General features: G+C 60.7%; 11 protein-coding genes and 3 tRNA genes. 6 read left to right on the top strand and 8 right to left on the bottom strand.

Annotation, left to right across the window (positions count from 1 at the left end):
* Positions 1–97: 97 nt before the first annotated feature.
* From gltB to K3557_RS18675, 3 genes are all read right to left on the bottom strand, one after another.
* Positions 98–4630: a glutamate synthase large subunit gene (gene gltB, locus K3557_RS18665; RefSeq protein ID WP_259995713.1), complete on the bottom strand. Its 4533-nt coding sequence runs from the start codon at positions 4628–4630 to the stop codon at positions 98–100.
* Complete coding sequence (locus K3557_RS18670; protein ID WP_259988735.1) at positions 4627–5061, bottom strand: GFA family protein; 435 nt, start codon at positions 5059–5061, stop codon at positions 4627–4629. The genes gltB and K3557_RS18670 overlap by 4 nt, the downstream gene beginning before the upstream one ends.
* A 108-nt stretch (positions 5062–5169) precedes the next feature.
* Positions 5170–6609 carry an NAD(P)-dependent oxidoreductase gene (locus K3557_RS18675; protein WP_259995715.1) on the bottom strand — a complete coding sequence of 480 codons (1440 nt, stop codon included), beginning with the start codon at positions 6607–6609 and terminating at the stop codon, positions 5170–5172.
* Between the two features lie 241 nt (positions 6610–6850).
* Here K3557_RS18675 and K3557_RS18680 point away from each other — a divergent pair, with 241 nt between their 5' ends.
* Positions 6851–7657 (top strand): undecaprenyl-diphosphate phosphatase, encoded by an 807-nt coding sequence (locus tag K3557_RS18680; protein WP_259995717.1) that lies wholly within the window; start codon positions 6851–6853, stop codon positions 7655–7657.
* A 61-nt stretch (positions 7658–7718) separates the two neighbouring features.
* Here the strand turns inward: K3557_RS18680 and K3557_RS18685 are convergent, their stop codons facing one another.
* Positions 7719–8708: a complex I NDUFA9 subunit family protein gene (locus K3557_RS18685; RefSeq protein ID WP_259995719.1), complete on the bottom strand. Its 990-nt coding sequence runs from the start codon at positions 8706–8708 to the stop codon at positions 7719–7721.
* Positions 8709–8936: 228 nt separating this feature from the next.
* Between K3557_RS18685 and K3557_RS18690 the strand changes: the two genes are divergently transcribed.
* Positions 8937–9347, top strand: a complete 411-nt coding sequence (locus K3557_RS18690) for a globin domain-containing protein (protein WP_259999689.1) — start codon at positions 8937–8939, stop codon at positions 9345–9347.
* Positions 9348–9470: 123 nt separating this feature from the next.
* Positions 9471–9557 (top strand) — tRNA-Leu (locus K3557_RS18695).
* A 95-nt stretch (positions 9558–9652) separates the two neighbouring features.
* Here the strand turns inward: K3557_RS18695 and K3557_RS18700 are convergent.
* Together K3557_RS18700 and K3557_RS18705 are read right to left on the bottom strand one after the other, a co-directional pair.
* Complete coding sequence (locus K3557_RS18700) at positions 9653–11140, bottom strand: NAD(P)/FAD-dependent oxidoreductase (protein WP_259995721.1); 1488 nt, start codon at positions 11138–11140, stop codon at positions 9653–9655.
* 11 nt (positions 11141–11151) lie between these two features.
* Positions 11152–11595 carry a cupin domain-containing protein gene (locus tag K3557_RS18705; protein WP_259995723.1) on the bottom strand — a complete coding sequence of 148 codons (444 nt, stop codon included), beginning with the start codon at positions 11593–11595 and terminating at the stop codon, positions 11152–11154.
* A 125-nt stretch (positions 11596–11720) separates the two neighbouring features.
* Here K3557_RS18705 and K3557_RS18710 point away from each other — a divergent pair, with 125 nt between their 5' ends.
* The 3 genes from K3557_RS18710 (at position 11721) to K3557_RS18720 (ending at position 13420) form a co-directional block, all read left to right on the top strand.
* On the top strand, positions 11721–12773 hold the full coding sequence (locus tag K3557_RS18710; RefSeq protein ID WP_259995725.1) for an AraC family transcriptional regulator: 1053 nt from the start codon (positions 11721–11723) through the stop codon (positions 12771–12773).
* A gap of 38 nt (positions 12774–12811) precedes the next feature.
* A tRNA-Thr gene (locus K3557_RS18715) sits at positions 12812–12887 on the top strand.
* A gap of 446 nt (positions 12888–13333) precedes the next feature.
* A tRNA-Leu gene (locus tag K3557_RS18720) sits at positions 13334–13420 on the top strand.
* 140 nt (positions 13421–13560) lie between these two features.
* On the opposite strand, the gene K3557_RS18725 is transcribed toward K3557_RS18720, so the two are convergent.
* Entirely contained in the window at positions 13561–15036 is a 1476-nt protein-coding gene (locus K3557_RS18725; RefSeq protein WP_259995727.1) for a heme biosynthesis protein HemY, read from the bottom strand.
* Positions 15037–15046: 10 nt separating this feature from the next.
* Positions 15047–16372 (bottom strand): hypothetical protein, encoded by a 1326-nt coding sequence (locus tag K3557_RS18730; protein WP_259995729.1) that lies wholly within the window; start codon positions 16370–16372, stop codon positions 15047–15049.
* Positions 16373–16409 lie beyond the last annotated feature (37 nt).

Here is a 16409-nt window from a genome sequence, read left to right on the forward strand (position 1 = left end):
CCCTCTATAGGCCAGCATGCCCCCGGTGACCAACCGCCAAAAAGAAAACCCCGCAAGCATTTGCCTGCGGGGTCCAGTTACCAGCCTCTAACTTGGCTTATTCCGCCGGAACTGCCGCCTGTTCCTGCATCACCGGATGCGCCAGCTTGCCAAGCATCTCTTTCGGGCAGACCTGCAGAAAGTTTGCCTTTTCGATGTCCCAGTGCTGCAGGATCTCTGCGGCCTTGCGGCTGCCGGTTTCCTCCAGATGGCGGGCGATCAGGGTTTTCAGCTCACCCTCCCAATGCGCCACGGTGACCGGGCAGGTGACCAGCGATTCCATGTTCATCATGGTTTCAGCCTTGCCGTCGGGATCATAAAGGTAGGCCATGCCGCCGGTCATGCCCGCACCAAAGTTGGCGCCGATTGTGCCCAAGATCACGGCCACACCGCCGGTCATGTATTCACAGCCGCAGGCACCGCAGCCCTCGATCACAACCGAGGCGCCCGAGTTCCGCACCCCGAACCGCTCGCCTGCGCGGCCGGCTGCAAACAGGTAGCCGTCAGTGGCGCCGTACAGAACGGTATTGCCGATGATGGTGTTTTCAGACGCATTCAGCGGGCTGACCTGCGGCGGGCGCACCACGATAGTGCCGCCCGACAGGCCCTTGCCGACATAGTCATTGGCATCACCCGACACTTCCAGCTTCAGCCCCGGTGCAGCAAAGGCACCCAGCGACTGCCCGGCCGACCCCTGCAGCTTCACCGTCAGATGATCCGGCTGGAACGAGTTCCGCATGCCGAAATTGCGCACGATATGGCTGGAAGTGCGGGTGCCCACGGTGCGGTGAGTGTTCTGCACCGCATAAGACAGCTGCATCTTCTCGCCATCCTGCAGGAAGCGGGCCGCGTCGCGCACAATCTCCGCATCCAGCGTATCCGGCACTGCATTGCGGTCCTTGTCGCGGTTGTAAACGATGTTGGCCGAGCCATCGACAGTGATCAGCAACGGGTTCAGATCCAGATCGTCCAGATGGGCGGAACCGCGCGACACCTGCGCCAGAAGATCCGCCCGGCCGATCACCTCATCCAGGCTACGCGCGCCGATGGAGGCAAGGATTTCCCGCACTTCCTGCGCATAGAAGGTGATCAGGTTCACCACCTTGTCGGCATTGCCGGTGAACTTGCCGCGCAGCGCTTCGTCCTGGGTGCAGACCCCCACAGGGCAGGTGTTGGACTGGCACTGGCGCACCATGATGCAGCCCATCGCGATCAGCGCTGCGGTGCCGATGCCGTATTCCTCGGCCCCCAGCATCGCCGCCATCACGATATCCCGGCCGGTGCGCAATCCGCCGTCGGTGCGCAGGGTCACCCGCTCGCGCAGGTTATTCATCGCCAGCACCTGATGCGCTTCGGTCAGGCCCATCTCCCACGGCAGGCCCGCATATTTGATCGAAGTCGCAGGCGACGCCCCGGTGCCGCCGTTGTGGCCCGAGATCAGAATCACATCCGCCTTTGCCTTGGCCACGCCGGCGGCAATTGTGCCAACGCCAGAGGACGCCACCAGCTTCACCGTCACCTTGCAGCGCGGGTTGATTTGCTTCAGGTCGTAGATCAGCTGTGCCAGATCCTCGATCGAGTAGATATCGTGGTGCGGCGGCGGCGAGATCAGAGTCACCCCCTTGGTCGAGTGGCGCAGGCGGGCGATAAGGTCAGTGACCTTCATCCCCGGCAGCTGGCCGCCCTCGCCGGGCTTGGCACCCTGGGCGACTTTGATTTCCAGCTCTTCACACTGGTTCAAGTATTCCGCGGTCACGCCAAAGCGCCCCGAGGCCACCTGCTTGATCTTGGCAGACGGGTTGTCGCCGTTCGGCTCCGGCACGAAATGCGCCGGATCTTCGCCGCCTTCGCCCGAATCCGACTTGGCGCCAATCCGGTTCATCGCCACGTTCAGCGTCTTATGCGCTTCGGGCGACAGCGCCCCCAGCGACATGCCAGGTGTCACGAACCGCTTGCGGATCGAGGTGATCGATTCCACCTCCTCAATCGGTACGGCATTGCCCAGCGGTTTGATGTGCAACAAGTCGCGCAAGTGGATCGGCGGGTTCGACTGCATCTTGGCCGAATACTGTTTCCACAGCTCAAATGAGGCTCTGTTGCAGGCCATTTGCATCATATGCATCGAGGTCGCTTCCCAGGCGTGGGTCTCACCCGACTTGCGCGCCTTGTAGAAACCACCGATCGGCAGCACGCCTTCGGCTGCGGTCCAGGCCTTGGCGTGGATCTCCTCCGCCTTGGTCTGAATGCCCGTCACACCGATGCCGGAAATGCGCGAAGTCATGCCCGGGAAATACTCGGCGCACATGGCACGCGACAGGCCCACGGCTTCAAAGTTCAGACCGCCGCGATAAGATGACACCACCGAAATCCCCATCTTGGCCATGATCTTCAACAGACCCTGGTCAATGGCTTCACGGTAACGCGCAACGTTTTCGGTCAGCGAGCCGTCCAGCAGACCGCGGTCAATCCGGTCAGCCAGCGAATCCTCGGCCAGATAGGCGTTTACCACGGTTGCACCGCAGCCGATCAGCACCGCAAAATAATGCGGGTCAATGCACTCAGCAGACCGCACATTCAGCGAACAAAAGGTCCGAAGCCCCTTGCGGGTCAGATGCGAATGCACGGCAGAGGTCGCCAGGATCATCGGCATCGCCACCTTGCCCGCGCCTGAAAACTGGTCGGTCAGCACGATATGGCCGGCGCCCGAGCGCACGGCTTCTTCGGCCTCGGCCCGGATCCGCTCCAGTGCTGCGCTCAGCGACCCGCGGCCCGGCGCAAAGGAACAGTCGATCTCGGCCAGCGGCGCGTTCAGCTGGTCCACCAGCTTGTCCCACTGGGCGTTGCCGACAAACGGGCTCTCCAGCACAATGATCTCGGTCTGGCTGCTGTCTTCGTCCAGCACGTTCTTGAGGTTGCCGAACCGCGTCTTCAGCGACATCACCCGGAATTCGCGCAAGCTGTCGATCGGCGGGTTGGTCACCTGGGAAAAGTTCTGGCGGAAGAAGTGGCTCAGCGGGCGGTACATTTTCGACAGCACCGCAGACGGCGTATCATCGCCCATCGAGGCCAGCGATTCCTTGCCGTCCTCGGCCATCGGGGCCAGGATCTGCTCCAGCTCCTCGATGGTATAGCCGGCGGCAACCTGACGGCGGCGCAGCTCTTCGCCGGTGAACAGCGGCTGCTCAGTGGCGCTGGCCAGGGTAGTGTCCAGATCGTTGATCCGCTTGACCCAATCGCCGAACGGCAGCGCACGGGATAGTTTGTCCTTGATCTGCTGGTCGTTGAACAGCTTGCCCTTCTGCATGTCGACAGCCAGCATCTGGCCCGGACCCAGCGCGCCCTTCTCGACCACGTTTGCCTCGTCGATCGGAACCATGCCTGCTTCGGAGCCGGCAATCACCAACCCGTCGCCGGTCACCACATAGCGCATCGGGCGCAGACCGTTGCGGTCCAGGCCGGCACAAACCCAGCGGCCATCGGTCATCGCCAGTGCTGCGGGGCCGTCCCAGGGTTCCATCACCGAGTTGCAGTAGGAATACATGTCGCGCCAGGCCTGCGGCAGTTCCACCGCCTGCTTGGACCAGCTTTCCGGCACCAGCATGGTTTTTGCCATCGGCGCCGACCGGCCCGCACGCACCAGAACTTCGAACACACCATCCAGAGCCGCCGAGTCCGACGCGCCGCCCGGCACGATCGGCTTGATGTCTTCGGCATGATCGCCAAAGGTCGCCGAAGCCATGCGGATTTCATGGCTCTTCATCCAGTTCAGGTTGCCCTTCAGCGTGTTGATTTCGCCGTTATGGGCCAGCATCCGGAATGGCTGCGCCAGCCACCACTGCGGGAAGGTGTTGGTGGAATAGCGCTGGTGATAGATCGCAAAGGCGCTCTCGAACCGCGCATCCATCAGGTCGGGGTAGAATACCGCCACCTGTTCAGCCAGCATCATGCCCTTGTAGATGATCGACCGGCAGGACAGCGATGCAATATACAGGCCCGAAATCGCTGCGGCATTGGCCGCCTTCTCAACCCGGCGGCGGATCACATACAGCTCGCGCTCAAAGGTTTCCTCGTCCACGCCCTTGGCGTTGGAGATCAGGATCTGCTCGATCTCGGGGCGGGTCGCGTTGGCCTTTTCACCCAGGCAGGTCACGTCCACCGGCACATGACGCCAGCCATATATGGAATAACCCATGCGCAGAACTTCGGTTTCCATGATGGTCCGGCAGCGTTCCTGGGCGCCGAAATCGGTGCGCGGCAGAAACACCTGACCCACCGCCATCAGCTCATCCTGGCGCGGCTCGTGGCCGGTGCGGCGGATCTGGTCGTAAAAGAACGGAACCGGGATCTGCACATGGATACCGGCGCCATCGCCGGTCTTGCCATCGGCATCCACCGCGCCGCGGTGCCAGATCGCCTTCAGCGCATCGATGCCGGCCTCAACCACCCTGCGGCTTTTCTTGCCGTCAACGGAGACCACCAGTCCCACACCGCAAGAGGAATGCTCTTCTTCCTCGGAATACAGGCCGTTTTCAGCCATCCACTTGCGCTTGGTTTCTTCGGCGCGCACCCAATCGGCATCAAATTTGGTCATTGGCTGGTTCCTTCTACGGAGGGGGCAAACATCTCGATCACGTCAGCGCCGGTCAGCTTCCGGCTGCTGCTGTCGAAGGCGTAACCCGCTGGCTTCTTGTCGATGTAAAGTTCCAGGCGCAATTCATTGCCGCCTGCGTTTTCAAACAGGCCAGCCGACATCTGCGTCTGGCCCTTATGTTCTCCTGTGGTCATCCGGTACCACAGCGCCGATCCGCATTTGCCGCAGAACGCCCGCTCAGCCCAGCCCGAGGACTCATAGGTCTGCACCGGACCCAGCGCGGCGTAACCGCTGGCCGCCTGAAAGCTCAGGAACGGGCCGCTGGCCCAGCGCTGGCACATCTCGCAGTGGCAGGCGGAAATGGAGGCGCGCGCGGGCGTGGCGGTGACAGTCACCGCACCGCACATGCATTGTCCCTGCAATTCGCTCATGTCCATCTTCCTTCTGCTGGCTGGGTCAGCAATGCTGACCTTGCTGCGGCTCGTCGCTGCTCCGCCGGTGCACAAGGGGTGCACAGACGATGTACAGGGGGTGCCGGGTTATTCCGCCGCCACCGCGGCCTTGCTGTTGAAGTTCTCCAGGATCGCTTCCGCGCAATCGCGGCCGTCCTTGATCGCCCAGACCACCAGCGACGCGCCACGCACGATGTCACCCACTGCATAGACGCCACCCAGCTCGGTAGCGCCGGTCTTGAACGCCGCCTTGACGGTGCCCCAGCGGGTCACCGGCAGCTCCGGCTGGTTCCACAGCACGGGCAGCTCTTCCGGCTCAAAGCCCAAGGCCTTGATCACCAGATCGGCCTCTTCCACGTAATCCGCGCCTTCGATCACTTCCGGCGCCTGGCGGCCCGAGGCATCCGGCTGGCCCAGGCGCATCTTCTGCACCATCACGCCGGCCACCTTGCCGCCCTCATCGGTAAAGCCCTTGGGCGCCGACAGCCACTCAAAGATCACCCCTTCTTCCTCGGCGTTCTGGGTCTCGCGCTGCGAGCCAGGCATGTTAGCACGGTCACGGCGGTAGAGGCATTTGACCGATGTCGCACCCTGGCGGATCGACGTCCGCACGCAGTCCATCGCGGTGTCGCCGCCGCCGATCACCACAACCTTCTTGCCCGCTGCATTCAGGTCGCCGTTGTCGAACTCAGCAACTTCGTCGCCAAAGCTCTTCTTGTTCGAGGCGCACAGGAAGTCGATTGCCTTGACGATGCCTTCGGATCCGCTGCCCGGCATCGCCAGGTCACGCGATTTATAAACGCCGGTGGCGATGATCACCGCATTATGTTTGGCGCGGATCTCTTCAAACGAGATGTCTTCGCCCACGTTGCAGTTCAGCACGAAGGTCACACCGCCATCGGCCAGCAATTTATTGCGGCGCTCCACCACGTCTTTTTCAAGCTTAAAGCTGGGGATACCGTACATCAGCAACCCGCCGGCGCGGTCATAGCGGTCATAAACAGTGACCTGCACACCGGCCTTGCGCAGCATGTCCGCCGCCGCCAAACCGCCGGGGCCGCCACCGATGATGCCCACACTTTCGCTGCGTTCAGCCAGCGGTGCTGCGGGCTTCACCCAGCCGTTCTCCCAGGCGGTGTCGGTGATGTATTTCTCGACCGACCCGATGGTCACGGTGCCATGGCCCGACTGCTCGATCACACAGTTGCCTTCGCACAGGCGGTCCTGCGGGCAAATGCGGCCGCAGATTTCCGGGAAGGTGTTGGTGGCCTGCGAGGTCTCGTAGGCTTCTTCCAGACGGCCGGTTGCGGTCAGGTGCAGCCAGTCGGGGATGTTGTTGTGCAGCGGGCAGTGGCTCTGGCAATAGGGCACACCGCATTGGCTGCAGCGGCTGGCCTGCTCTTCCGCCTTTACTGCGGCATACTCCGCGTAAATCTCATTGAAGTCTTCCTTGCGCACACTTGCGTCACGCTTTTGAGGCATGTCGCGTTCGATCTGCACGAATTTCAGCATCGGTTGCTTGGCCACGGGCTGGACTCCATCGTTTGTCTGGCTGCGCTGGCACCTTTTAGGGTACGGGTACGCTTTATGTCAATATTGCTGACCTATTTAGACAGCTCTTGAATTCTGATACCGTGTTTCACGGAAATGTACAGGATTATTAGGCCCGAACCGGACCTGAATATCCGCTTTCCAATCCAGAGCCGGGATTTATACAGAGTCGCGACAGTTTACGGCCCATCCGCGGCCAACGAAGGATGATTTCAGCATGCCGCTTTTTCAGCTGATCCTGATTGCGTTGATCCAAGGCATCACCGAATTCCTGCCAGTTTCCTCCTCCGGCCACCTGATTCTACTTCCCGGATTGACCGGTCTGGAGGATCAAGGCCAGGTGATCGACGTCGCTGTGCATATAGGCACGCTGACGGCAGTGATGATCTACTTCTGGAGCGACGTGCGTGAGGGGCTTGCCGGCCTGCCTCGTGCCCTGACCGGCCGTACGGATACGCCGGGATCCAAACTCGCCTTGGGTCTGATCATCGCCACCATTCCCACAGTCCTGTTCGGGGCTGTGCTGCATTTCACCGGCCTCAGCGATGCGCTGCGATCAATGACAGTGATTGGCTGGACCATGCTGGGCTTCGGGTTGGTGCTGTACTGGGCCGACCAGAAAGGCGCCGAAGTGAAACAGGCTGGCGACTGGGGCGTCCGCGATGCGCTGGTCATGGGGCTGTGGCAGATGCTGGCGCTGATCCCAGGCACCTCGCGCTCGGGCATCGCCATCACTGGTGCGCGGCAGCTGGGCTATACCCGCGAGGACGGCGCCCGCATTGCCATGCTGATGTCGATCCCGACCATCATCGCCTCAGGTGTGCTGCTGGGAACCGAGGTGGCACTGGAGGCCAACACCGCACTGATACGCGATGCGGGCATTGCCGCAGTGCTGGCGATGGTGGCCGCGCTGGCCGCACTTAGTCTGATGATGCGGCTGCTGCGCTCGGTCAGCTTTACGCCTTATGTGATCTACCGGGTGATTCTGGGTGTTGTCCTGCTGGCCATCGCCTACGGCAGTTGACCCTGAAATCAAAAGCGCGGGGAGATCCCCGCGCTTACTAATCCTTAAACCGGTAACAATATCAGGCGCCGTTGCGCAGATTCCGGGCCGAGTTCGTCATTTCGTCATACTGGCCGGAGGGGCGGAATTTCCACAGGTAATCCGGCAACACCGAACCCACAGTCACCGGGCTGATACCCAAATCACCGAAACCCTTGGCGCCCTCGGACACCACATTGTCCGCCTTCAAGCTCCGCAGCTGGTCGCGTGTCAGCACTTTGTTCTCAATCAACTGAAAACTGGCCGCCTGCAGCATGTCGAACCCAAAGGCCAACAGCCAAGCGGCAGGGCGCGGCAGCGACAGGATCATGCGGCGCCGGTGAATCACCTCAAGCATCTGCACCATAAGCGCCCGGAAGCTTTTCACTTCAGGACCGCCAAGTTCGTAAATGCCGGGCTCGGCCTGGCCCAATGCCCCCTTGACCGCGGCCCTGGCCACATCATCGGCAAATACCGGCTGGAATTCGATGCTGCCCGCAGCGATCGGAAGAACCGGCGACAACCGGGTCATGCCGGCAAAACGGTTAAAGAAGCCGTCCTCGGTCCCGAAGATTACCGACGGGCGCAAAATCACCGCACCGGGAAAGCTTTGCAGCACCGCGGCTTCTCCAGCGGCTTTGGTTTTGGCATATTCGCTGGGACCGTCCGCATCGGCGCCAATCGCCGAGATATGCACCAGGCTGGCCACCCCCTGCTGCGACGCGATGCGCGCAATACGGCCTGCGCCTTCCGCATGGATGGCACCAAACGAGTTTTTACCAAGTTCGTTCAAGACACCTACGCAATTCACAACTGCATCTGCGCCCTGCATCACCGCAGCAACAGACATATCATCGCGGATATTGCAGAACACCGGTTCAACCTGGCCCGGAACGCCGTAGGGCTTCACATGCATGGCTTCGTTGGGACGGCGCACGGCCACCCGCACCCGCCAGCCTTCCTTGGCCATGCGCCGCGCAATGTAGCGGCCCACGAAACCGGATCCGCCATAGATCGTGACCAGTTTGGACATCATTTGGCTCCTGAACTTAGCTGCCCCTAAGCTCTAGCGCCGCAAGGGGCGCCAAACAAGGCGCAAAACCGGGGCTGCGGCTGCAATGACGGCAGAAACTGCAAGAGCCGTTAACAGCTTGCGGTCAATTGGGCGGATTGGTTAACCCCGCTTTCAACCCTCCAACACTAGAATGGGGTGATGCAGCGGTAACATCAGTATCTGCACGTGTTCAGGAGGTCAGTCTTGATGGTTAGTGAGCAGGACAAAAAGTTGATCCGGCAAAGCTTTGAAAGCGAGCGGATGAACATCGAAGCCTTTGTGCCGGCATTCTACGGAAATTTCTTTGCTGTCTGCCCCGATATCCGGAGCCTGTTTCATGACGATCTGACCCAGCAAGAGGGAAAACTGCTGGCCTCGCTGACCCATATCGCCGAAGCGCTGGATGACTCCGGCCGGTTGGATTCGATCTTGCAACAGCAAGGTGAAAAGCATCGCAAACTTGAGGTGTCAGATGCCCATTTCCATGGCTTCATAAGCAGTTTCACCAGTGCCCTTGCCGACACGCTGGGCCCGGACTGGAACAGCGAAACACAGCAGGCCTGGGTAAGATTCCTGACTCATGTGGCATTTAAGATGGACTTTCTCACACGTCGATAGGGCGGTCTGGCTCACTCGTCGATAGGGCGGTCTGGATCGGCATTCCAGCTTAGGTTGGATGTTCGGCGGTTTTCTGTTTGACGCCCCCAACGAAGCACCTTATACGCCGGTCTCACGACACCTGCCCAGGTGGCGGAATTGGTAGACGCGCTAGCTTCAGGTGCTAGTGTTCGTAAGGACGTGGAGGTTCGAGTCCTCTCCTGGGCACCATTCCCCGAAGAAAAATTCTGCATTTCGCAGCTTCAGACAGGCATATGCTGAAGCGTGAATGCGCCCGCCGTTTCCGGCAGGCACAAGGGCAGATTTCAGGCCGCCGTGTATTGCGGGGCCGTCGCCAGAAACCGGCCATAAGCGCCGGCATCCGGCGGTGCAAATTGCTCAACCAACGGGTTGGAACGCTTCCACTGCGCCGCCCCCATATCCATTAGCAGCTCGTCAAAATGCTTGAAATGGAACGGTGCCGAGCACAGTCCGCCATAGATCTGCGCGGCAGGCCGTTCCTTGCGGCGCCAATCAAGCATCATTTGGATGTTGTCCTCCATCTCTGCCCGCGAGGGCTGCTTCTCCAGCTTGCCGTCGGCAAAGCGGACCAGCCAATTCGCCACCAACTCCGCCGATAGGATCGTGCAAAAGCTGGAGTTGAAACCGACAAAACCCATCTCCGGCAAGTCCGGGTTCACCGACAGACGGTAGGTCCGGTACTGGCCATCAGCCTCGATCAGCTTGTCCAGATGCCGCTGGGCCAGATAGGGGATGCCCAACTTCCAGCCCACTGCCGAGATCACCAGGTCAGCGCCGATTCTGTCGCCGTTTTCAAGTACCGCCTCATCGCCCTCATACCGCGAAATCGTTGTGCGCCGCGGAATGATCGAGCCGCTTTTGAATCCTTCGAACAGACCCGGCGTCACAATCGGAACCGAACAGGATACATCCTGTTCGATCGGCATATCGGGCACCATATCCCACTTCTTCAACCCCAGCTGCAGCTTCAAAAGCGTCTCTAACCCGCGGAAATTGACCCAGATCAACGGTTTTGCCAGGCTATAGATTGCCTTGTGCAGCCAGCTGCGGCCCCAACCGTTGAACTGTGCCTCTTGGGCCCGCATATAAAGCAGCTTCTTGAAATTGATGCCGCCGACGAAATACGGAATCCGCCAGACATTCTGCCGGTAGACCAGATGCACCTGCCGCGCACCATTCTGCACAGCATTCACCGCCACATCGGTGGCGGACTTTGAGCCGCCCAGCACCACCACCCGCTTACCGCGTGCATGGCCTGGGTCGAGGTACTCTGAGGAATGCATAACTTCCCCGCCTTGCGCCGTAAAATCTTCCTGTCCGGGATGGCTGAGGATGTTCTTCTCTGAAAACTGGCCTGTGCAGACGACAGCAAAATCCACGTCCTGCACGCGGGTTTCGCCGTCCGTCTCGACCACCAGCCGCCAGCCCGGCTGCCCGTCCGGGCGCCGGTCCATCTCCTGTACAGCGGCGTTCAACTGAAAATGCCGGTGCAGGTCGTGCTTGTGAGCGTAAGAATGCAGATAGGCATGCACCTGCGGTCCCTTGGGCCATTCAGGGTACTCCTGCGGCATAGGGTGGTCGGTATAGCAATAAAGTTCCTTGGGCGATTGCGTCTGCACCCCAGGATAGGAGCGCGATGGCTCCCATACTCCCCCCAGGTCATGGCTGCGTTCAAACCCCAGAACCTGATGCCCCTTTTCCGCAAAGGCCTTGGCTGCCGCCAGACCGCTTATTCCGCCGCCGATCACGGCAACCGTTTTGCGCTTTACCATGTTCCGCTCCCTCATTCCGCCGGGGGCGGCAGGAAGTCGACCTCATGCAGCGCCGAGATCCGCACCAGTTCTTCCGGGTCGGTCACGCCGTCCAGCGCACAAAACAAATCGAACAGCCTGCGCGACGGAGCCACGCCAAAGACACAAGAGGCCGCAGCGCCCGAACGGTTAAAGATGCCATGCGCCACACCCATTGGCATCCGCACAGTGTCGCCCGGCCCGGCCCGGAAAACATCACCGCCGAATTCCACCTCCAGCGCGCCCTCTAACAGGGTGATCCACTCATCCTGCACGGGATGAATATGCGGCGGCACAAATGTGCCATCCGGGATCAGTGCGTGCCAGATAAACGCGTTTTCGCTATGCAGCTTGGGCGTATAGGTGTGGCCAACTACGTTCCAGGACAGGCCTTCCAGCCCCTCGGCTGCCTTGGTAATTCCCCGATCCAATGCCATGCTTTCCTCCCATTTTTTTCCTCCCAGCAGCCTAGGGGCGGCTCCACAAATGGATTATCCAAAATGCGCAAAATAGCGCAGACTGCCATGATTGCCTGACCCGGCAACCGTGTTAGGCTGCGTCAATGACCACACAACAGGCATCAACCAGGCGCGAGCCCTTGCGCGCGTGGCGGCAATTCCACAGCCGCGACATTGATGAGGCCCGCTCGCTTGTCGCGCAAAAATTCTGCGATCACCGGCTGGAACCAGCGGGGCAGGCCCGCGGTTTTGGTACCCGCCACAACCACGTCTGCGGACAGCACCTCTCTCTAAATTACCTCAGCTATGGATCCACCGTGCAGATCGACCCTGGTGAGCTGCAGGATTTCTATCTGGTGCAGGTACCGGTCAGCGGCCATGCGCATGTGGCCAACGGAGCAGAAACCGAAGAGTCGGACTGCCGCGTTGCCACCGTGCTGAACCCGACACGGGCCACCCGGATGACCTGGCATGCCGATTGCCGGATGCTGCTTATGCAGATCGACCGGAAAGCTTTGCATGAAATCGCGGAACGCGCTGCCGGGCTTACACTGGCCGAAGCCGTGATTTTCAACACTGCCGTTCCCGTATCAAAAGGGCCTTTGCACTGTTGGGCACGTCAATTTGCCGCCTGTGTCCACGCCACCGACGCGCAGGCAGGGTTCGGCACCTGGAGCCGCCTGCAGCAAAGCTTGATCGAAGAGCAGCTGATCCTGGGCTTCCTGACCTATCAGCAAAGCAACATCTGCCATCTTCTTTCACCGCGGACAGCAGCCGGCAGCAGCCATCAGATCCGCCGTGCACGGGACTTCATTCACACGCATGCAGGAGATCCTGTAACCGTTTTAGAAATAGCCGCCGCGGCAGGATGCAGTATCCGCAGCCTGCAAACCGGCTTCCGTCAGACCTTTGGTTTGACGCCGGTGGCGTATCTGCGCGATTTGCGGCTGGATCTGGCTCGCTATCTGCTGTTGTCCCGGCCTCCTGAAACGTCGGTCAGCAGCATTGCATATGACTGCGGCTTTTCTCACTTAGGCCGGTTTTCCCAGCTCTACCGCGACCGGTTTGGCGAGCTGCCCAGCACTACCTGTGCTGCACGGGGAAAACCAGAAAAACCCGCAGGATCCCCACTTGCGCGGTATTCGAGCAGCGTTTAAACGGGCAGCACCGTTTTCCGCTACAGGCAGAAAACAACGCCGGTGTAGCTCAGCTGGTAGAGCACGTCATTCGTAATGATGGGGTCGTAGGTTCGAGTCCTATCACCGGCACCACCCCCTCCATATTCCATACCCCCGTTGACCTAGGGCAACGATGCCTGCCCCGGAACATGGGAACTCCTTCGCAACGTACATGGGCAACACTTCTCCAGCCCCTTGGTATAGGAATTAGCAATCCATGTTCGCGACGTGGGAAGGATACACGTGCCGCATTGTAATCTAACCAATACAGACGTCACACACCTACCTTGGCCGACTGATGACAAGCCCCTTCAACAACCAGGGCCAGGCCTCATACTGTGTATGTTTCTTGTCATCATGATGGCCTTGCTCACAAGCCGATCCGCCTTAGGCACTGGTCCGAAATTCCACGGCCAACTCGTCTTAACTTGTGCAATATACGGTCGTGATTATTGAAGTCCGGGTTTTGCCAGGCAGGCCGGTCCATTTTCGTTTGACGCTGCCTGCGACTCCGCTTATACGCCGGTCCCACGACACCTGCCCAGGTGGCGGAATTGGTAGACGCGCTAGCTTCAGGTGCTAGTGTTCGTAAGGACGTGGAGGTTCGAGTCCTCTCCTGGGCACCATTCCCCGAAAAATGCACTTCGCCTCCAGCCCGGCACTCGCCCTATCCTCGGATTTGCTTGTTTCTGCAGGCTGATGGCCGCCCATCTCTGAGAGCTAAAGGAACGGCAGGAAACCCCGCCATTCCTTGCTATATGCTGTCTCAATTGGGCTCTTTGATCTGCTCCTGAGCCTCTGACACTGGTTCCTGAACGGATTCCAGAACCTCAGCCTCTTCCACCGTCTCCGAGACCTTTTCTTCCGGAGCACCAATAATCAGCGGCAGCATATGTGCTGCTGCAAGACTGGCAACTTCCGGCGTTTCCGGCCGCTTCCAGGACAGGGTGTCAAAGCTGGCACAATGCTCGCAAACCGGCGCCCATTCCGCGTGAATATGGTTGCAGCTATCACAGACCCATTGCGGTCCGCGCGGAGAGGTCAGTGCCTTGGCCAGCCAACCCTGCACAACCTTGTCACCGGCCCCTTCGCCGCGCTCGATCGCAGCCATCAGCGTCAACCCGCGGGCGTCGGGTGCACGCTCGGCCAGATCATTCAGCCAGCGGCGGGCTTCGGGGAAGTCTTCGGCGACAATGTTCAACTCGGCCATCATCAGCCGGGTCTCGTCATCCTGCGGTTTGAGCCGGGCCAGCTGGTCAAAGCGTTTGACGCGCTCTGCAGCGCTTTCCTCCGGTTCGATCTCTGCAAAAGCATGGGCCAGATCGGGGTGCGGCTGGCTTTCCCAGGTCTTTTTCAGCAGCCGGGCCGCCGGGCGTTTCTTGCCCTTGGCGATATAGGCGCGGGCGGCCATTGCCGCGGCCGGCACCAGATCCGGCGACAAGCGGTTGGCCTCGATTGCCTGCTCCTGCTGCTCGACCGTCGCGCCTTCGTCCAGAATCCCCTTGGAGGCCGACAGCGCCAGCACCGCGTCGCGGCGCTTGAACACGTCGCGCGGCAGGGTGCCGGTCTTGAGCTTGGTGGACAGTGTCTTGCGGGCACCGGCCCAATCCTCGGCCTGGGCTTGCAGACGCAAAAGCGTATCCTGCACTTCCTCATGTTTCGGACGCAGCGCCAGTGCTTTCTCGGCCAGCTGGAGAGCTGTTTCCGTGTCGCCTTCGGACAGCTTCTGTTTCATGATCCCGCGCACACCGACAAAGCGGGTCGGCTGGTTCGACAGCAGCCGCTTATAGGCTTCGGCAGCTTTGCGAGTGTCGCCGCTCATCTCTGCGGCCTGTGCCACCAGCAGATCGGTCAGATCCGGCTTTTGCAGGTATTTCTCGGCCCGCGCCGCCTTGGCCAGCGCCAGACGCCCCTCGCCGGAGGCCAGCGCCATCAGACCATCGGCCAGCGCCTGATAGCCTTTGCGCTCGCGCCCCTTGTCCCAATACCGTGACAAGGCGGTTTCATCACCATTCAAAAAATGCAGCGTGGCAACCAGAAGCGACAGCAGCTTGAGGAACAGCCAGACTCCAAAGACCAGTACGCCCAGCGCAATCACCGATTGCAGCGCACCCAGAGTGTATTCAGTGCCGGCTACGGTGATCTGCACCCCGCCGGCAGTTTCCATCAGCAGACCCGCGCCAAATGCCAGAAGCGCGATAATCGCGACGAAAACGAGGATCTTCAACAACGACCAGAGCATGGCGGCTTCCTTATTTGGCTTGCAGGCTTTGGGCCAGATCAGTGGCGGCAGTCACGGCTGCCACCCGCGCATTTGCAGCGGCTTCCCAGCTGGACAGGGCAGCGCGGGCAGAGGCGGACAGGGCAGAAAGTTCTGCCAATGCTTCCTGCAGCTTACCCCCGGCCACAGCCGCTTCGGCGCGGGACAGGACCGCATCCGTATCGTCCCCGTCCCTCGGAGTGACAGAGCGGGCACCCAGATGGCGGTTCACGTAATCCAGCAGGCCGCTGCCGTCCTTTGTCTCCTCGCGGGCAGAGGCCAGCGCCTCGCGGGCAGCCGGTGCGAACCCGTCCCGCAAGGCAGACAACGAGGCTACTCCGCTCTCCGCAGGGCCGGACAAGGCTGCCGGAACATCAACGCCGAGGGCCGCAAGCTCCTGCACACTGGCCGCATAGCTGTTACCGGTGTCCAAGGCAGAACGCAGCTGCGCCAGCTGCGTCTGGGCGCTGGCAATCCGCGCGGCCTCAGCACTTGCCGCGTCCATAGCCTGGGCGTCTGCCAGCATCTGTTCGACTTCGGAACGCTGCGCAGCCAAGCTGTCTTGCAGCTTGCCCAGCTCAGCTTCAAACGCGGCGACAGCTTCGGGCGAGGCGCCTTCCAGCGGCCGGGTTTCCAGCGCCGCAACACGGGCGGTCAAAGCCTCCAGATCCGCACGCAGCACCGCATCCGGGGCCTGCGCGGTTTTCAGCGGTTCGATGTCGGCGGCAAGAGTTTGGATCTGCGCAGTAAGGGGCGTTATGTCCGGGGGCTGGCTGGCCTCTACCTGCTCCTTCAATGCGGCCAAAGACGCCTGCAGGTCCGACTGGCCGGTTTCCAGAGCCGTCAGGTCTGTGCCCTGATTTTGCAGCGAAGCCGGCAGAACGCTGTCAAGCCAGCCGCCTTGGCCGGCGACAAACCCAATGACCGCAGCCACGGCGCCGCCCAGCACGGCTGAGCCGAATCCACCGCGCTTTTCTACCACCCGTTCGATTTCGCGGGGCGGCTCTGCGCGAGCAACTGGCTCCACTGTTTCAAAGACAGCATTTTCTTCCGGAGCCGCCTCCCAGTCAGAAGCCGCAATTTCGGTCTCGGTCTCGGTCTCGGTCTCGGTCTCGGTCTCGGTCTCGGTCTCGGTCTCGGTCTCGGTCTCGGTCTCGGTCTCGGAAACTGCGAACTCTGTGTCCTTAGAATCGTCAACCGTTTCGGCGGCGCTTTCGTCAATCACATCCTGTTGAAGCGCTTCAGCGGTGCCTTCAACCGGTTGGGATTCACCGGGGCCAGGCTCAATCACGTCTTCCGGATTTTTCTTGTCAGCCACGCCGGCCTCCCCCTCGATTCCAAATATACATTCGTGC

It is taken from the genome of Leisingera sp. M523, assembly GCF_025141335.1.
Lineage (GTDB): Bacteria > Pseudomonadota > Alphaproteobacteria > Rhodobacterales > Rhodobacteraceae > Leisingera.